Origin of the sequence: Pseudomonas sp. FDAARGOS_380 (assembly GCF_002591235.1) — a bacterium.
Classification (GTDB): Bacteria; Pseudomonadota; Gammaproteobacteria; order Pseudomonadales; family Pseudomonadaceae; genus Aquipseudomonas; species Aquipseudomonas salmasensis.
The window spans coordinates 4,691,922-4,708,793 of sequence record NZ_CP023969.1 but is presented as its reverse complement, the minus strand read 5'-3'; the positions used below and the strand labels follow the sequence as shown (position 1 = coordinate 4,708,793).

The following is a 16,872-nucleotide window of genomic DNA, read 5'->3' as shown; positions in this document are numbered from 1 at the left end:
CATCTTGAATACACAGGAATACAGAAACTACTGAACTCAATGAAAATCCCGGCTGCGCACCACAATCCCCTCCAGCAGCGGCGTCAAATCGGTGAGGCGCCCCGCGATCAAATGCCGCACCTCGCCCACCGCCTCCCAACGGCCGTCCACCTTGAGCAAACGCGAGCCCACCAGCGCCTGGCGCTGACGCTCGGCCAGGTCGCGCCAGACCACCACATTGAGGTTACCGAACTCATCTTCCAGAGTGACAAAGGTCACGCCGCTCGCGGTGCCTGGGCGCTGGCGGCCGGTGACCAGCCCGGCGACGCTCACGTTGCGCCCATGTTCCACCATCAGCAACTCCTGGGAACTGCGGCAGCGGCGCCGGCGTAACTCGGCGCGCAACAACGCCAGGGGATGGGGCCCCAGGGTGGTACCGAGGCTAGCGTAATCGGCGTGCAAGTCCTCGCCTACCGTGGGCTCGGGTAATGCCACCCGCGTTTCATCGGGGCTCGGCAGGCCGGCAAACAAGCCCAGTTGCTGATGCACACCGGCCACGTCCCAGCGCGCCTGATGGCGGTTGCCGGCCAGGGCGCGCAAGGCCCCGGCGTCCGCGAGCAGCGCCTGGGCACGTGCATCCAGGCCGGCGCGGGCGTCCAGATCAGCGATGTCGCTGAACTGTCGACGCTGACGCACCGCTTCGATACGCCGCCCATCCTCCTCGCGAAACCCCGAGATCATGCGCAGGCCCAGGCGAATCGCCGGTTGCTGGCCGTCAATGGGCTCCAGGCTGCAGTCCCAGTCACTGGCCTGCACATCCACGGGGCGGATCTGCAAGCGATGGCGCCGCGCGTCCTGCAGGATCTGGTCCGGGCTGTAGAAGCCCATGGGCCAGCTGTTGATCAAGGCGCAGGCGAAGGCCGCCGGCTCATGGCATTTGAGCCAGCAACTGGCATAGGTCAGCAAGGCGAAACTGGCGGCGTGGGACTCAGGGAAGCCATAGCTGCCAAAGCCCTTGATCTGCTCGAAAATCTGCGCGGCAAAGGCCTCGGTATAGCCGTTTTTGAGCATGCCGGTGCGCAGGCGCTGCTGATGGGGTTCCAGGCCGCCATGGCGTTTCCAGGCGGCCATGGAGCGGCGCAACTGGTCGGCCTCGCCGGGGCTGTAGTCGGCGGCGACCATGGCGATTTGCATCACCTGTTCCTGGAACAGCGGGATGCCCAGAGTGCGCTCCAGCACGGCTTTCAATTGCGGCGACGGATAGATCGTGGGTTCTTCATTGTTCCGCCGCCGCAAGTACGGATGCACCATGCCGCCCTGGATCGGCCCGGGGCGCACAATGGCAACCTCGATCACCAGGTCATAAAACGTCTGCGGCTTGAGCCTGGGCAACATCGACATCTGCGCCCGCGACTCGATCTGGAACACACCGATGGTGTCGGCCTTGCTGATCATGGCGTAGGTGGCCGGGTCTTCCTTGGGAATCGTGGCCAGGCTCAAGTCCCGGTGACGATGCCGGCGCAGCAAATCGAATCAGCGGCGGATCGCGCTGAGCATGCCCAGGGCGAGGATGTCCACCTTGAGCAAACCGACGGCGTCGAGGTCGTCCTTGTCCCACTGGATAATGGTGCGCTCGGCCATGGCCGCATTTTCCACCGGCACCAGGGTGTCCAGCGGGTATTCGCTGATCACAAAGCCGCCAGGGTGCTGGGACAGGTGCCGGGGAAAACCGATCAGTTGCTGGGTGAGCGTCAAGACCCGGCGCAGCAGTGGGCTGTCCGGGTCGAAGCCGCTTTCACGCAGGCGCTCCAACGGTGGCGCTTCATCGCTCCAGCGCCCGCAGCAATCGGCCAAGGCGTTGATCTGGTCTGCCGGCAGCCCGAGGGCCTTGGCCACATCACGTACTGCGCCTGTGGCGTGGTAACTGCTGACCACCGCCGTCAAGGCTGCACGGGTGCGGCCATAGCGCTGGAACACGTATTGCAGCACCTCTTCGCGGCGTTCGTGCTCAAAATCCACGTCGATATCCGGCGGCTCGTTGCGCTCTTTGGACAGGAAACGCTCGAATAGCAGGTTGGTCAGGCTCGGGTTGATTTCGGTGATGCCCAGGGCAAAACACACCGCCGAGTTCGCCGCCGAACCACGGCCCTGGCACAGGATCGAACGGCTGCGGGCGAAGCGCACAATGTCATGCACGGTGAGGAAATAGCTTTCGTAACCCAGCTCGCTGATCAGCTGCAGCTCACGCCGGATTTGCTGCAAGGTCTTGTCGTCGATGCCTTCGGGCCAGCGCTGGGCGATGCCTTCTTCGGTGAGGGTGCGCAGCCAGGATTGGGCATCATGGCCCGCGGGCACCAGCTCGCGTGGATAGTGATAGCGCAACTGGCCGAGGTCGAAAGTGCAACGCCGCGCGATGACGAGGGTTTCGTCCAGCAAGGCCTGGGGGTACAGCGCCGCCAACGCGTCGAGGCTGCGCAGGTGGCGTTCGCCATTGGGGTGCAGGCGCGTGCCGGCTTCGGCCACCGGCACATGGTGGCGGATGGCGGTCATGGTGTCTTGCAGGGCCCGACGGCCCCGCGCATGCATATGCACATCGCCACAGGCCACGGCAGGGATTTGCAGGCTGTGGGCCAGTTGCAAGCGCTGTTGCAGATGGCGCGCATCGTCCTGGCCACAGTGCAGGTGCACCGCCAGCCACAGGCGCTGGTCGAAGGTACGGCGCAGCCAGTCGAGGCTGGCCTGGGTGTCGCTGTCTTGCGCCACCCACAACGCCAACAGGCCGGGCAGCGGTTGCTCGAAATCTTCCTGTAGCAGGCGATAGCTGCCCTTTTCAGCCCGCCGCCGCGCCAGGGTGATCAGTCGGCACAGGTGCTGGTAACCGCTCAGGTTCTCCACCAGCAGCACCAGTTTCGGGCCGTTTTCGATGTGCATTTCACTGCCGATAATCAGCGGCAAGTCCACGGCCTTGGCGGCTTGCCAGGCGCGCACGATGCCCGACAGCGTGCATTCATCGGTGATCGCCAGGGCGCTGTAGCCTTGGCCCTTGGCGCGCTCGAAGAGCTCCAGCGCACTGGAGGCGCCGCGCTGGAAGCTGAAATTGGACAGGCAGTGCAGCTCGGCATAACTCATGCGTCACCCCTCCCCTGTAGGAGCGAGCTTGCTCGCGAAAAACCCGAGGGCACCGCGTTCATCCAGGTTTCCCGCGTTATCGTTGACGGCCTTCGCGAGCAAGCTCGCTCCTACAGAAGGTGGCGGCTCAAGGGGGCTCATGCAAACCACCCTTGCAACCACAGCCCATCGCCTTGCCCCACCGCGCGATAGGCCCAACCCTGCTGGCCGGCGCGGGTCTGGACCAGGTAATAGTCGCGGCGCACATCGGCGCCATCCCACCAGCCGGACTCGATGCGCTCCGGCCCCATCAGGATCTGTACACCGTGTTCGGCCAGCAAGGTCGGTTGTGGCAATAACCAGCCTGGGCGCCGGACCTTGTTCAAGCTCGGGCACGGCTGGCTGTCAGTCGCGGCCTGCCAGGCACATTCGGGGCGGTGGTCGGCCTGAAAACGCAGGCCCTGCACCGCCTCATCCCCCAGGCGCGCACGCAGGCGTTCGCGCAATTGCTCCCACGGCAGGGTTTGTTGCGGGCGGTCGTCGAACAGGTCCTGGCGTTGCGGCACGAACACCGGCAAGTCCTCGGCCACCAGGCGCACACCCCGCACCGGCGCGGTGACCTGTACCTGTTCCAGGCGCCCACGGGCCAGTTCGAACAGCATCGAAGGTTCGCGCTCGGCGCTGAGCAGGCCCACCTTGATCACACTGTCGTGTGCCTGGGCATGTTCCAGGTGCAGGTCAAAGCGCTGCACGCCACTGTCGCGGCCGCACAGGAACGCCGACAGGTCGCCGGTCAAGCGCCGCAAGGGGAACAACAGCGCCTGGTGGGATTGCACGTCGAAATTCAACTCGATGCGTGCATCGAACTGGTCGGGCGGTTGATAAAAATCCAGGGCCAATGGCCGCTGCCCGCTCAGGGCGTCGAGGTGCTTGAGCAGGCTGGCGTCAAAGCGTCGCGCCAGGGTATGCCGGGGCAAGGCCTGCACCTGGGCCAGGGCGCGCAGGCCCATGCGCGACAAGGCGGTGGCGGCCTGGGGTTCAAGGCCCGCGCGGTCGATAGGCAACGACGCCAGGGCCTGCATCAAAGCGCTGTCATCGGCCACGGCCAGGCCGTCGTAGCCGTTTGCCAATACCCGCGCCGCCGCCGGGTTGGGCGCAGCGACGATGCGATGACGAAAGCCAAGCTCGGTCAGCTCTTTGCGCAAACGCGCTTCGAGTTGCGGCCAGGGCCCGAACAGGCCCAGGCTCGATTCGATCTCGAACAACAAGGCCCGTGGGTAATACAGGCTGACCTGGGAACTGAAACGATAGGCCCAGGCGGCCAGAAACTGCTGCAGGCGCTCGATCTCCAACGGGTCGTATTCGACACAGGCAAACTGCTTGGCCAGGGCATGGGCTGCCGTCAACGATTGCCCGGGGCGCAGGCCCAAGGCGCGGGCGGCGGCGTTGACGGTTTGCAACACGCGCCGCTGCGGCGTGCCGGCCAGCAGCGCCAGCGGCTGCTCGGGTTCGGGGTGCACACGCTGTGCCCCGTCCAGCGCCAATTGCGGGAAGACAATACACACCCAACGCATGGCAACCTCAATGCCCCGCCAGGGCAATCGGCGCCGGATGGGCCAGCCCGCCACGGCACTTGAGCACCCGCACTTGCGCGGGCCTGGCCTCGACCGCCAGGCGCAGGGCGGCGGGCGAGGCATTGATCGCCTCGCTCAGGGAGCGCCAGGCAAACGCCAGGGTCTGCCCGGTTTCGGCCGCTACCTGCAAACGCCGCAAGGCACGATCATCGGCCTTGCGCGGCCAGCACAACACCGCACCGCAACTGCCCGAACGCAGGCATTGCTCCACCGCCCACAGCGCGTCGCGCTCCTCGGCCCGGATAATGGACAACTGACGCACATCCACCCCGGCGTTCTGCCACGCATGGGGATAGGGGGTATAGGGCGGCGCCACCAGCACAATGCGCTCGCCTAGGGCCGACAAGCGCGCCAGTGTGGGCAGCACCAGTTGCAACTCGCCCACCCCGTCCTGGGCCATCAGGATTTCACTCAAGGCCGATTCCGGCCAGCCGCCACTGGGCAGCACCGCATCCAGCGCCGCCAGCCCCGTGGGATGTACGCTGGCCGGTGGCGCGGCGGGCCGGCCCTTCCAGACTCGCCCGCCATTGAACAGCGAGTCCAGGGCAACCACGGCGCCCATCAGCCTTGCCTCACCAGGCCGCAGAACACGCCTTCGATGGCCAGGTCCTGCTCGGGCCCGACCACGATGGGTTGATACGCCGGGTTGCGCGGCAACAGGCGAACCCTGTCGCCGTGGCGCTCGAAACGCTTGATGGTGACGTCGCCGTCCAGGCGCGCCACCACAATCTGTCCGTTCAAGGCTTCGGCAGTGCGACGCACGCCCACCAGGTCGCCATCGAGAATGCCATCTTCAATCATCGAATCGCCCTGCACTCGCAGCAAGTAGTCGGGGGTTTTGGCGAAGGTGGCGGGGTCCAGTTGCAAGCGGCTGTGCACCTCGGCATCGGCGCCAATCGGCCGACCGGCCGCCACACGGCCAAGCACCGGCACATCCAGCCACTCGGGGCGCGCCGGTTGGTTGAGCAAGCGAATGCCACGGGCCTGGTTGGGGTTGACCTCGATAAAGCCGGCTTCAGTCAGCGCCACCACATGCTTGCGGGCGACGCTGCGCGAGGCGAAGCCGAACGCCTCGGCGATCTCGGCGAGGCTGGGAGGCTGGCCTTGTTGCGCGATGCGCTCGCGGATGAAGGTCAGGATGGCAGTGCGGCGGGGAGTCAGGTTAGTCATGGAGTACATTTGTACTCCTGTGGGAAATTTCTGACAATAACCGTCAGTCTGCTCGTTGCCACATACCTGCGGGCTTGCTCGCGAAAGCGGTGGGTCAGTTGTCACATGTGCTAGCGGATACACCGCCTTCGCGAGCAAGCCCGCTCCCACATGAAGGCATAGGTATCTACATAACTCTGTAGGTTGTAGCCGACGACGGTAACCACGATGCGAAGCGAGCCGCTCTTGATCTTGCTCTTGATCGCTTTTGATCTTAGGCGCCCCGTCAAACCACGCTGGCCGGAATTCGACAGGGATTTGGGGGGTAAACCGGCAGGGATGCCGGTTTAGCCGCCCCGCGCCATGGATGGCGCGTGGCGGCGGCCCCCCAAATCACTGGCGGATTACGGGCACACCGAGCCTAAGCGAGGTGCCGAGTGGTGGGGCAAGAGCGTTTTGCTTACTTTTGCGCTTTTCAAAAGTGAGCCGCCGTCAGGGCGGAACCCTAAGCGGCCGTTACCTAAATAACGGATATGTACCCGGTCCAACTGTGTTGACTGCCAGGCCGCCATCGCAGGCAAGCCAGCTCCCACAGTTTGATTGCGGGGTGTCAGGTAGATCTGGGTCGGCTGCCAGGCCGTCACGGGAGCAAGCTCCCTCGCCACAGATTTAGCGTCGTACCGAAGTTGTGTAGATACCTATGCACATGAAGGCATACCTCACCACCCCTCTTTCAACATCCGCAACTCCAGATGCTGCAACAACATAATCGTCTTGCCATCCACAATCTCCCCACTCTGCACCATCGCCAGTGCCTGCTCGAAGCCCAGCTCCAGCACCTCGATATCCTCGCCCTCTTCTTCCAGGCCACCACCCGCCCCCACTCGGTCACCTGGCTGATATTCGCCGATAAAAAAGTGAATCCGCTCGGTTACCGATCCCGGGCTCATGAACGCCGCGTAGATTTTTTCCACATGCCCCACGCGATAGCCGGTCTCTTCCTCGGCCTCCAGGCGGATGCGCTCTTCGGCGCTGGCGTTGTCGAGCAAACCGGCTGCCGCTTCAATCAGGTAGCCGGGGTAATCGTTGACGAACGTAGGCATACGGAACTGGCGAATCAGCAACACCGTGCGTTGTGCGCGGTTGTACAACAGGATGGTCGCCCCGTTGCCCCGGTCATACACCTCGCGGGTCTGGGCTTGCCAACTACCGTCGCGACGGCGCAGGTCGAAGCTGTATTTCTTCAGCAGGTACCAGTTGTCCGAGAGGGTTTCTTCGGCGGTGATGCGCACGGGGCTGTTATTCATGTGTGGGCCTTTACAGGTGGGGCAGGTTCAAGCCGTCCACCCTATCAATCCGCACGAGGATTGTTCAATGCTGTAACACTTTCATCGGCCACGATCGTCGCATTAATGCCTGCCCACCCAGGCCATCTGGTAAAACCCGTGCTTCACCTTTGTTCTGGAACCTTCATGTCTTCTGCTTCTATCCCTCGCCGGGGCCTGCGCTGGTTTGTCTGGCTGTGCATGGCGGTGTTGATCGTCGGCCTGCCAGTCGGCTGCGCTGTGCTGCAACACAAAGAGCGCGAACTTGTGTTTCGCATCGAGCCGGGAACCGCCGGCTGGTACACCGGCTTGCCCAAGGCGGTGCAGGAATTTGAACTCAAGCCCGCCAGTTTCAAAGCAGGGCAAAACATTCATGGCTGGTGGTACCCGGCAACCAACAAAGACGCGCCCGCCATCCTCTACTTGCACGGGGTACGCTGGAACCTCACGGGCCAATTGTTTCGCATCGAGCAATTGCATGCCCTGGGCTTTTCGGTCCTGGCCATCGACTATCGCGGCTTTGGCCAAAGCCAGGGCGACCTGCCCTCGGAAGCCACGGTGTACGAGGACGCGCGCATTGCCTGGGAGCGTTTCCAGACCCTGCAACCAGACCCCAGCAAGCGCCTGATCTACGGGCACTCCCTGGGTGGCGCGGTCGCCATCGACCTCGCCGCCGAGCTGGGCAAGCAGGTGCCGCTGCCGGTGCGTGGGCTGGTGATCGAGTCCACCTTCACCTCCCTGGCGGATGTCGCCACGGCCGTTGCCAACACCTCATTGCCGGTGCGCTGGTTGCTGTCGCAGAAGTTCGATTCCATCGACAAGATTGCCGACATCCACATGCCGCTGCTGGTGGTCCACGGCCTCGACGACCGCTACGTACCGCCGCGTTTCAGCCAGCAGTTGTTCGAAGCCGCCCAGCAGCCCAAGCACCTGTTGCTGGTGCCAGGCGCCAGCCACAACAACAGCATGAACCTGGCTGGGCGCAGTTATGGCCAGGCGCTGGAAAACCTGATGCGCACCAAGATGCCCGCCCAGGTGGTGACACACTCCACAGGCCGCGATAACGCCTCGTAAATACGCTTTTCGACACTGGGTTCGCGCTTGGCTGTCAAGCGCAAACCCTGGCCATGTTGGCCCGAAATGCAAGTTGATCAAATAATGATCTTCGCGGAAATCGCCAACGCTGCCGGGCCTTCGCAAAGTTATCCACAGAGATACCCACGGTTTTCGTGGACAACTCTTTTTATATTTTTGCGTTTTTTTTGCTCAAGCCGTGCTTCCAGGAAAGGTACCGGGCAACAGGATTTCGCGATTCACCTCGCGTATATCCTTATAGCCACAGAGCGCCATGGACACGTCCAGTTCGCGGGCGATGATATCAAGCGCCTTGGTCACGCCCGCCTCGCCCATCGCCCCCAACCCATACAAATGCGGGCGGCCGATCATGGTGCCCTTGGCGCCCAGTGCCATGGCCTTGAGCACGTCCTGGCCGGAACGGATCCCCCCATCGAGCCACACTTCAATGCGGTTGCCCACGGCTTCGACAATCGCCGGCAATTGGCTGATGCTCGACGGCGCGCCATCAAGCTGGCGGCCACCGTGGTTGCTCACCACCAACGCATCGGCACCGCAATCGGCCGCCAAGCGTGCATCCTCCACATCGAGAATGCCCTTGATGATCAGCTTGCCGCCCCAACACTTTTTGATCCACGCCACATCGTCCCAACTCAGGCGCGGGTCAAACTGCTGGGCGGTCCACGACGACAGCGAACTCATGTCGGCCACGCCCTTCACATGCCCGACAATATTGCCAAAGCCGCGCCGCTGAGTACCCAGCATGCCCATCACCCAGCGCGGCTTGGTCATCATGTTGAGGATATTCGGCAGGGTCAGCTTGGGTGGCGCGGACAGGCCGTTGATCAAGTCTTTGTGGCGCTGCCCCAGAATCTGCAAATCCAGGGTCAGCACCAATGCATCCACCCCGGCAGCCTTGGCGCGCTCGATCAACTGCTCGATAAAACTGCGGTCGCGCATCACATACAGCTGGAACCAGAACGGCTGGCCGACATGCTCGGCGATGTCTTCCAGCGAACAGATACTCATGGTCGACAAGGTGTAGCGCAGCCCGAATGCGACAGCGGCACGGGCAGTGAGGATTTCACCATCGGCATGCTGCATGCCCGCCAGGCCGGTCGGTGCCAGCGCCACGGGCATGGCCATGTCCTGGCCGATCATACTGGCGCGGATCGAACGCTCGTCGATATTGCGCGCCACCCGTTGGCGGAACTTGATACGTGCAAAATCCGTTTCGTTGGCGCGGTAGGTGCTCTCAGTCCAGGAGCCGGAATCGGCGTAGTCGTAGAACATGCGGGGCACACGCTTTTGCGCCAGCTTGCGTAAGTCTTCGATGGTTGTGATCAACGGCATCGGGTCACCTCTCCCTGAACTGAACACAGAGAGTAACCGGCAGGAGCGTAGGCAACCAGCCGTTGCGTTTAGAGGGTCTGGCGATTAATCTCGCACAAACCCGCAATAAAGCGCACAAACATGCACAACACCCATCAAGCCATCGACCTGCCTTCCCTGCGCAAGCAGAAGATTCTGTTGTTGCTGGAACGCGACGGCAAGGTCACCGCCTCCGAGTTGGTCGAGCATTTTGCCGTGTCCCAGGACACCATCCGCCGCGACCTCGGCGAACTCGCCGCCGCCGGCCTGTTGCAACGCGTACACGGCGGCGCCCTGCCCCGGCCCAAGGATACCGGCAAGGATTTCTTTACCCGTGTCGGCGAGACCGACGAGGTCAAGCGCCACCTCGCACGCGTAGCGGCGGACCGGGTTAAAGACGGCCAGATTGTGCTGTTCGATTCCGGCTCCACCACCTTGCAGATCGCGCAGTGCTTGCCCCATGCACTGCACCTGACCGTGGTCACCCCCTCACCGATGATCGCCATCGCCCTGGCCGACCATCCGCACGTGAAGATCATCCTGGCCGGCGGCCCACTCAACCCAGCCACCCTCTCCACCGGCGGCCATGAAGCGGTGCGCCTGATCCAGAGCGTCAAGGCCGACCTGTTGTTCACCGGGGTTTGCGCACTGCACCCGCAAGTGGGCATCACCTCGCTGCACTTTGGTGAAGTGGCCGTCAAGCAAGCCTTGCTCGACAGCGCGTCCCACGTCATCGCCGTGACCACCTCAGACAAGCTCGGCGCAGTGGAACCCTTTGTGGTTGCGCCGTGCAGCCGTATTCATACGCTGATTACCGAGCGGGACGCGCCGGATGTGCAGGCGTATGAACAGCTGGGGCTGCAGGTGCAGCGAGTGGACGTGCAGTGATGCAACCCTTGCTCGCTCCTACAAAAAGGGCAAGCCAGCCATCTAGGAACGGTAACCACGATGCGAAGCGAGCCGCTTGTGATCTTGATCTCAGGCGCCCCGTCAAACCACGCTGGCCGGAATTCGACGGGGATTTGGGGGGTAAACCGGCAGGGATGCGGGTTTAGCCGCCCCGCGCCATGGATGGCGCGTGGCGGCGGCCCCCCAAATCACTGGCGGATTACGGGCACACCGAGCCTAGGCGAGGTGCCGAGTGGTGGGGCAAGAGCGTTTTGCTTACTTTTGCGCTTTTCAAAAGTGAGCCGCCGTCAGGGCGGAACCCTAAGGGGCCGTTACCGCAGCAATGGATATGTACACCATCCAACTGTGTTGACTGTCAGTCCGCCTTCGCGAGCAAGCCCACACAGTTGGATTGTGGGGCGTCAGGTAGATAGGTGTCGGCTGGGAGGCCGTCATCGCAGGCAAGCCAGCTCCCACAGTTGGATCGTGGGGTGTCAGGTGGATAGGCGTCGGCTGGCAGGACGTCAGGCAGCGCTGCGAATCTTGTGCAAAGCATCCGCCACCCATTGACCAAACGCATCCACCGGCCCTTGCAAGTTGCCGAGAAAATGCGGATAGATCAGCCACAAATCCATCACCGGCTTGAAATCCTTGAGAGGCATCGCCGCCAAGTGCTCGCGATGAGCACTACGTTCCAGCAACGGACGTGGCACCAGGCCAAGGCCCAGGCCATCAGCCACCAGCCCCAGTTGCAGTTCAGTGCCAAAGGTTTCCAGGTTCACCCGCAGCGCCAGGCCCTGGTCAGACAAGGTGCGCTGCAACCCCGCACGGAACCCGCAGCCGTCCGGGTTGAGAATCCAACCGCTCTGGTACACGTCCGCCAGCTTGCAAGGTTTCTTCGGCAACTGCGCCTTGGCACAGACCACCACCAACTCCATCTTGCCGATGGACTCACCCACCAGGTTGTCCGGGAAGATCTTGCCCGCAGGGAACAACGCCACCGCCGCATCCAGTTCACCGCGCTCGATCTTGCCGACTAATTGGCTGCCCCAGCCGGTGGCAACCTGGGCGCGCAAGTCGGCGTATTCGCTGCGCAGGTGCTTGAGCGCGTCCAGCAGCACCACATCGCCGATGGTCTGCGGTACACCCAAGCGCAGCACGCCGGTGGGCGGAGCATCGGTGGCCACCAGTTCGCGCAGGGCATCCATCTCGCGCAGGATCAACCGGCATTGTTCATAAACGCGGGTACCGATCAGCGTCGGCTTGAGCGGCTTGGTGTTGCGGTCGAACAGCTCCACCCCCAGGGCCTGCTCGAAGTTCTGCACGCGGCGGGTGATGGCTGGCTGGGTCAGCTGCAACGACGCGGCGGCATGGCTGATGGACTGGCAACGAATCACTTCGACAAAGGCATCGATATCGTCAATTTTCATTTGGGCCGCACATACAGATCAGTCATTAAGATGTGCGTGAAGCATAGTGGCCGCACACAGGTCTGGATAGCCCACCCTGCGATCAATAACGTCTAACACTATTCAAACCGGTTCTAAATTACCTTCGGCTATAAGCTAATCATTAAAAAATAGCATATTAAAAATAAACATTATGCTTATATAAAAGCACACCAACAGCCCGATGGAATGGTCATGACCCAGGCCCGACACCCCGAGAGACTCAGAGCCTTCATAGGCGCCCTGGCGGAATTGATCGACGGCAACCCGCGTGAAGGCGACCTGCTGCACCGTGGCGGCAAGCTGCTGGCGCAACTGGTCAGCCACGATGATTGGCTGCCCGACGAGTTCGCCCAGCCCGACCCGGAGCGCTACCAGCAATTCTTGCTGCATGCCGATTCGCGCCAGCGCTTCAGCGTGGTCAGCTTTGTGTGGGGGCCAGGGCAACGCACGCCGATTCATGACCACAGGGTGTGGGGGCTGATCGGCATGTTGCGCGGGGCGGAGTTTTCCCAGGGGTTTGCCCGGGCGCCGAGCGGCAGCCTGGTAGCGCAAGGCGAACCCGTGCAATTGCTGCCGGGCCAGGTCGAGGCGGTGTCGCCCAAGGTCGGCGATATTCATCAGGTCAGCAATGCCCACGACGACCAGGTGTCCATCAGCATCCACGTATACGGCGCCAATATCGGCGCGGTGCGCCGGGCGGTGTATCAACCCGACGGCAGCGAAAAACTGTTTATCTCCGGTTATTCCAACGCCTATCTCCCGAACATCTGGGACCTGTCCAAAGAAAAGAGCCCTGCCCTATGACCACCCTATCGACCCGCAGCTTTGCGCAGATTCGCCAAGCCCTGTTGGCACGCGAAGAAGTCGCCCTGATCGACGTACGCGAAGAAGCGCCCTTTGCCGAGGCCCATCCGCTGTTCGCCGCGAATATCCCCTTGTCCAAGCTGGAGCTGGAGGTGTACGCGCGCATTCCACGCCGCGATACCCAAGTCACCCTGTACGACAACGGCGAAGGGCTGGCCCAGCGCGCCGCCGAACGCCTGGTTGCACTGGGCTACACCCAGGTCAGCCTGCTGGAGGGTGGGCTGGACGGTTGGCGCCGGGCCGGTGGCGAGCTGTTTATCGACGTCAATGTACCGAGCAAGGCGTTTGGCGAACTGGTGGAGAGCCAGCGCCACACACCGTCCCTGGCCGCCGAAGAGGTCCAGGCCTTGCTCGACAGCCAGGCCGATGTGGTGGTGCTCGATGCACGGCGTTTCGACGAATACCAGACCATGAGCATCCCCACGGGCATCAGCGTGCCGGGGGCCGAGTTGGTGTTGCGCGCCCGTGAGCTGGCGCCCGATCCGGCCACGCGCATCATCGTCAATTGCGCCGGGCGCACTCGCAGCATTATCGGCACCCAGTCGTTGATCAATGCCGGCCTCCCCAACCCGGTGGCGGCCCTACGCAACGGCACCATCGGTTGGACCTTGGCCGGGCAGACCCTCGCCCATGGGCAGACGCGCCGCTTTGCACCGACCTCGGAAAACCATCGCCAGTTGGCCGCCCAAGAGGCCCGTGGTGTTGCCGACAAAGCCTCGGTAAAACGTGCAACCCTCAATGATCTGCAGCGCTGGCAACAGGACGCGACACGCACCACTTACCTGTTCGATGTGCGCACCATAGAAGAATTCGAAGCCGGCCACCTGCCGGGCGCCCGCGCCACCCCGGGCGGGCAACTGGTGCAGGAAACCGACCACGTTGCCAGTGTGCGCGGTGCGCGCCTGGTACTGGTGGACGACGACGGCGTGCGCGCCAATATGTCCGCGTCGTGGCTGGCCCAGTTGGGCTGGCAGGTGTACGTATTGGATGACCTGCAAGCGGAGCACTTCAGCGAGCGCGGCGCATGGGTCGCGCCAGTACCGCCAGCGCCCCAGGCCGAACTGATCAGCCCCCACACCCTTGCCGACTGGCTCGGCCATGGCGACACCCTGGTGCTGGACTTCACCGCCAGCGCCAACTACGTGAAACGTCATATCCCCGGCGCCTGGTGGGTGCTGCGCGCGCAACTGCCAGAGGCTCTGGCCAAGGTACCGAGCGCCCAGCGCTATGTGTTGACCTGCGGCAGCAGCCAACTGGCGCGCCTGGCGGTGCCGGAAGTCGAGGCGCTCACCGGCAAGCCGGTCTTTTTGCTGCAGGACGGCACGGCCGGCTGGATCCAGGCGCAACTGCCTCTTGAGTCAGGCGAAAGCCACCTGGCGTCCCCGCGTATTGACCGCTACCGCCGCCCTTACGAAGGCACCGACAACCCACGGGAAGCCATGCAGGCTTACCTGGATTGGGAGTTCGGCCTCGTGGAACAACTGGCCCGCGACGGCACCCATGGTTTCTACGTGATCTGATTCACCGCAGCACCGTTTCGCTCAACCGACCCCTTCTCCAGGCGGAGGTACTTTCCTTTACCTAACGCCTGGAGTTTTGCCCATGCTGTACGCCATTGCATTCAAACGCCTGTTGCTGGGCACTGCCCTCGCCTTCGGCCTGCTTTCCACCGTCCAGGCTGGCGACCTGCAACCGCTGCGCGTGGCCAACCAGAAATCCACGATCAAGGCGCTGCTGGAAGCCTCGGGCGAAAGCCAGAACGTGCCCTACGAGATCAAATGGTCGGAATTCCCCTCGGCCTCGCCCCTGGGCGAAGCGCTGAATGCCGGTGCCGTGGATGTCGGCGCCCTGGGCGATGCCCCTTATGTGTTCGCCCTTGGCGCCGGCGCCTCGATCAAGGTGATCAGCATCATCCATGCCGAAGGCCGTAACACCACCGCGCTGCTGGTGCCCAAGGATTCACCGATCAAGACCGCGGCCGACCTCAAGGGCAAGAAAATCGTCACCGGGCGCGGCTCCATCGGGCATTACCTGGCGATCAAGGCCCTGAACGATGCCGGGCTGACCACCCAGGATGTGCAGTTCATCTTCCTGCTGCCCGCCGAATCCCGGCTGGTGCTCGACAACGGCACCGCCGATGCCTGGGCGACATGGGACCCTTACACCACCGTGGTCACCTCACAAAGCAAGGCTCGCGTGTTGGTCAGCGGCAAGCACCTGCTGAGCAATCACCTGTACTTCGCCGCCACCGGCCAGGCCATTGCCGACAAGCGCGTGCAACTGGACGACTTTGTCGCCCGCATTGATCGCGCCTACGCCTGGGCCAACACCCATCCCGAGGCATACGCCGCTGCCCAGGCCAAGATCACTGGCCTGCCACTGGCCGTGCATATCGAAGTGGCCAAAGACACCCACCTGTCCCCCGTCACGATTGACGATACGGTGATCCACGGCCTGCAAGCCACCGCCGACACCTACGTAAAAGAAGGCCTGCTGAGCAAACACATCGACGTCTCCCAGGGCTTCGATTCCAGCTTCAACGCCAAGCGTATCCCCCTCGAACAAGCCTCGCGCTAAGGAGCAGAACATGAGCAAGCCACGTCAATTGAAACTCGGTGCCATGGTGCACGGCGTCGGCCACGGTTGGGGCGAATGGCGCCACCCGCAGGCACAACCGGACGCCAGCACCAATTTCGGCTTCTACAAGCAGCAGACCGCACTGGCCGAAGCCGCCCGGTTCGACTTCGTGTTCATCGCCGACAGCCTGCATATCCACCCCAAGTCCAGCCCCCATTACCTCAACCGTTTCGAGCCGCTGACGATCCTCTCGGCCCTGGCCGCGCTGACCACTCACATCGGCCTGGTCGCAACCGTGACCGTCAGCTACACCGAGCCTTACCAAGTGGCACGCCAGTTCGCCTCGCTGGACCATATCAGCGGCGGCCGCGCCGGCTGGAACGTGGTCACCTCGTGGCTGAGTGGCACCGCCGATAACTTCGGCAAGGCCGAGCACCCGCCCCACGCCGTGCGTTATCGCATCGCCAAGGAGCATTTGAATGTGGTCAAGGGTCTGTGGGATTCCTGGGAGGACGACGCCTTTGCCTATAACAAGCACAGCGGCGAATTCTTCACCCCGGGCAAGTTGCATGCGCTTAACCACAAGGGCGAATTCTTCTCGGTCAAAGGCCCGCTGAACATCGCGCGCTCGCGCCAGGGCCAACCGGCGATTTTCCAGGCGGGCACTTCGGAGGATGGGCGTAACTTTGCCGCTGAAAACGCTGATGCGATTTTCGTGCATGTGGAAACTATCGACGAAGGCAAGGCCTACAGCGCCGACTTGAAACGCCGCGCCAAGGGCTTTGGCCGTGACCCGGACAGCCTGTCGATTTTGCCGGGTATTCGCCCGATTGTCGGGCGTGATGCCGCCGAAGTGGAAAGCCGCTACCAGCAAGCCGTGGCGTTGGTCACCGTGGAAGACGCCATCGTCGCCCTCGGCCGGCCGTTCAACGACCATGATTTCAGCCAGTACCCGCTGGATGCGCCCTTCCCCGAACTGGGCGACCTGGGCGCCAACAGCCAGAAAGGTGGCTCCGAGCGTATCAAGCAACTGGCCCGTGACGAAGGCCTGACCCTGCGCGAAGTGGCCCTGCGTTTCTCGCGGCCCCAGCGCGACTTTGTCGGCACCCCGGGACAGGTCGCGGACGCGATCCAGACCTGGTTCGAGAGCGGCGCCAGCGATGGTTTCATCATCAATTCGGTGCTGCCGGATGGCTTGCAGTATTTCACTGAGCTGGTGGTGCCGGTGCTTCAACAGCGGGGGTTGTTCCGTACCGAGTACAGCGGCCATACGTTGCGCGACAACTTGGGTCTCAAGGTACCAGCGAACCGCTACAGCGTGATCGAAGCCACCGAACAAGCCCTGGCCTGAAGGCTCTCCCCTGTAGGAGCGAGCTTGCTCGCGAAAAACTCAAAGGCGCCGCGTTTATTCAGGAAGTACGCGTTATCGTTGACGTTTTTCGCGAGCAAGCT

General features: G+C 63.0%; 12 protein-coding genes and 1 pseudogene. 6 read left to right on the top strand and 7 right to left on the bottom strand.

Features of this window, described 5'->3' with window-relative positions:
• Positions 1-36: 36 nt before the first annotated feature.
• The 5 genes and pseudogenes from CRN80_RS22155 to CRN80_RS22130 form a co-directional block, all read right to left on the bottom strand.
• A pseudogene (locus CRN80_RS22155) lies at positions 37-3,108 on the bottom strand (error-prone DNA polymerase).
• A gap of 137 nt (positions 3,109-3,245) precedes the next feature.
• A complete protein-coding gene (locus CRN80_RS22150; protein WP_098951153.1) occupies positions 3,246-4,661 on the bottom strand; it encodes a DNA polymerase Y family protein in 1,416 nt (471 codons plus the stop codon).
• Positions 4,662-4,668: 7 nt separating this feature from the next.
• Positions 4,669-5,283, bottom strand: coding sequence for a translesion DNA synthesis-associated protein ImuA (gene imuA, locus CRN80_RS22145; protein ID WP_003191873.1), 615 nt, complete (start codon positions 5,281-5,283; stop codon positions 4,669-4,671).
• Positions 5,283-5,900, bottom strand: coding sequence for a transcriptional repressor LexA (gene lexA / locus CRN80_RS22140; RefSeq protein ID WP_020301598.1), 618 nt, complete (start codon positions 5,898-5,900; stop codon positions 5,283-5,285). Before lexA ends, imuA begins: the two co-directional genes overlap by 1 nt.
• Positions 5,901-6,589: 689 nt before the next feature.
• On the bottom strand, positions 6,590-7,177 hold the full coding sequence (locus tag CRN80_RS22130) for an NUDIX domain-containing protein (protein WP_098951149.1): 588 nt from the start codon (positions 7,175-7,177) through the stop codon (positions 6,590-6,592).
• Between the two features lie 165 nt (positions 7,178-7,342).
• On the opposite strand from CRN80_RS22130, the gene CRN80_RS22125 reads away from it, so the two are divergent.
• Complete coding sequence (locus tag CRN80_RS22125) at positions 7,343-8,269, top strand: alpha/beta hydrolase (protein ID WP_032896836.1); 927 nt, start codon at positions 7,343-7,345, stop codon at positions 8,267-8,269.
• Positions 8,270-8,461: 192 nt separating this feature from the next.
• On the opposite strand, the gene CRN80_RS22120 is transcribed toward CRN80_RS22125, so the two are convergent.
• Positions 8,462-9,622 carry an alpha-hydroxy acid oxidase gene (locus CRN80_RS22120; RefSeq protein WP_098951147.1) on the bottom strand — a complete coding sequence of 387 codons (1,161 nt, stop codon included), beginning with the start codon at positions 9,620-9,622 and terminating at the stop codon, positions 8,462-8,464.
• 120 nt (positions 9,623-9,742) lie between these two features.
• Between CRN80_RS22120 and CRN80_RS22115 the strand changes: the two genes are divergently transcribed.
• Positions 9,743-10,528 carry a DeoR/GlpR family DNA-binding transcription regulator gene (locus tag CRN80_RS22115; RefSeq protein ID WP_032896832.1) on the top strand — a complete coding sequence of 262 codons (786 nt, stop codon included), beginning with the start codon at positions 9,743-9,745 and terminating at the stop codon, positions 10,526-10,528.
• A gap of 524 nt (positions 10,529-11,052) precedes the next feature.
• Here the strand turns inward: CRN80_RS22115 and CRN80_RS22100 are convergent.
• Positions 11,053-11,958: a LysR family transcriptional regulator gene (locus CRN80_RS22100; protein ID WP_032896831.1), complete on the bottom strand. Its 906-nt coding sequence runs from the start codon at positions 11,956-11,958 to the stop codon at positions 11,053-11,055.
• 213 nt (positions 11,959-12,171) lie between these two features.
• Between CRN80_RS22100 and CRN80_RS22095 the strand changes: the two genes are divergently transcribed.
• The 4 genes from CRN80_RS22095 (at position 12,172) to CRN80_RS22080 (ending at position 16,771) form a co-directional block, all read left to right on the top strand.
• Positions 12,172-12,783: a cysteine dioxygenase gene (locus CRN80_RS22095; RefSeq protein WP_032896829.1), complete on the top strand. Its 612-nt coding sequence runs from the start codon at positions 12,172-12,174 to the stop codon at positions 12,781-12,783.
• Entirely contained in the window at positions 12,780-14,363 is a 1,584-nt protein-coding gene (locus tag CRN80_RS22090) for a rhodanese-related sulfurtransferase (RefSeq protein ID WP_098951141.1), read from the top strand. The genes CRN80_RS22095 and CRN80_RS22090 overlap by 4 nt, the downstream gene beginning before the upstream one ends.
• An 82-nt stretch (positions 14,364-14,445) precedes the next feature.
• Positions 14,446-15,420, top strand: coding sequence for an ABC transporter substrate-binding protein (locus tag CRN80_RS22085; RefSeq protein WP_098951140.1), 975 nt, complete (start codon positions 14,446-14,448; stop codon positions 15,418-15,420).
• 10 nt (positions 15,421-15,430) lie between these two features.
• Entirely contained in the window at positions 15,431-16,771 is a 1,341-nt protein-coding gene (locus CRN80_RS22080) for an LLM class flavin-dependent oxidoreductase (protein WP_098951139.1), read from the top strand.
• The last annotated feature ends 101 nt before the right edge of the window (positions 16,772-16,872 follow it).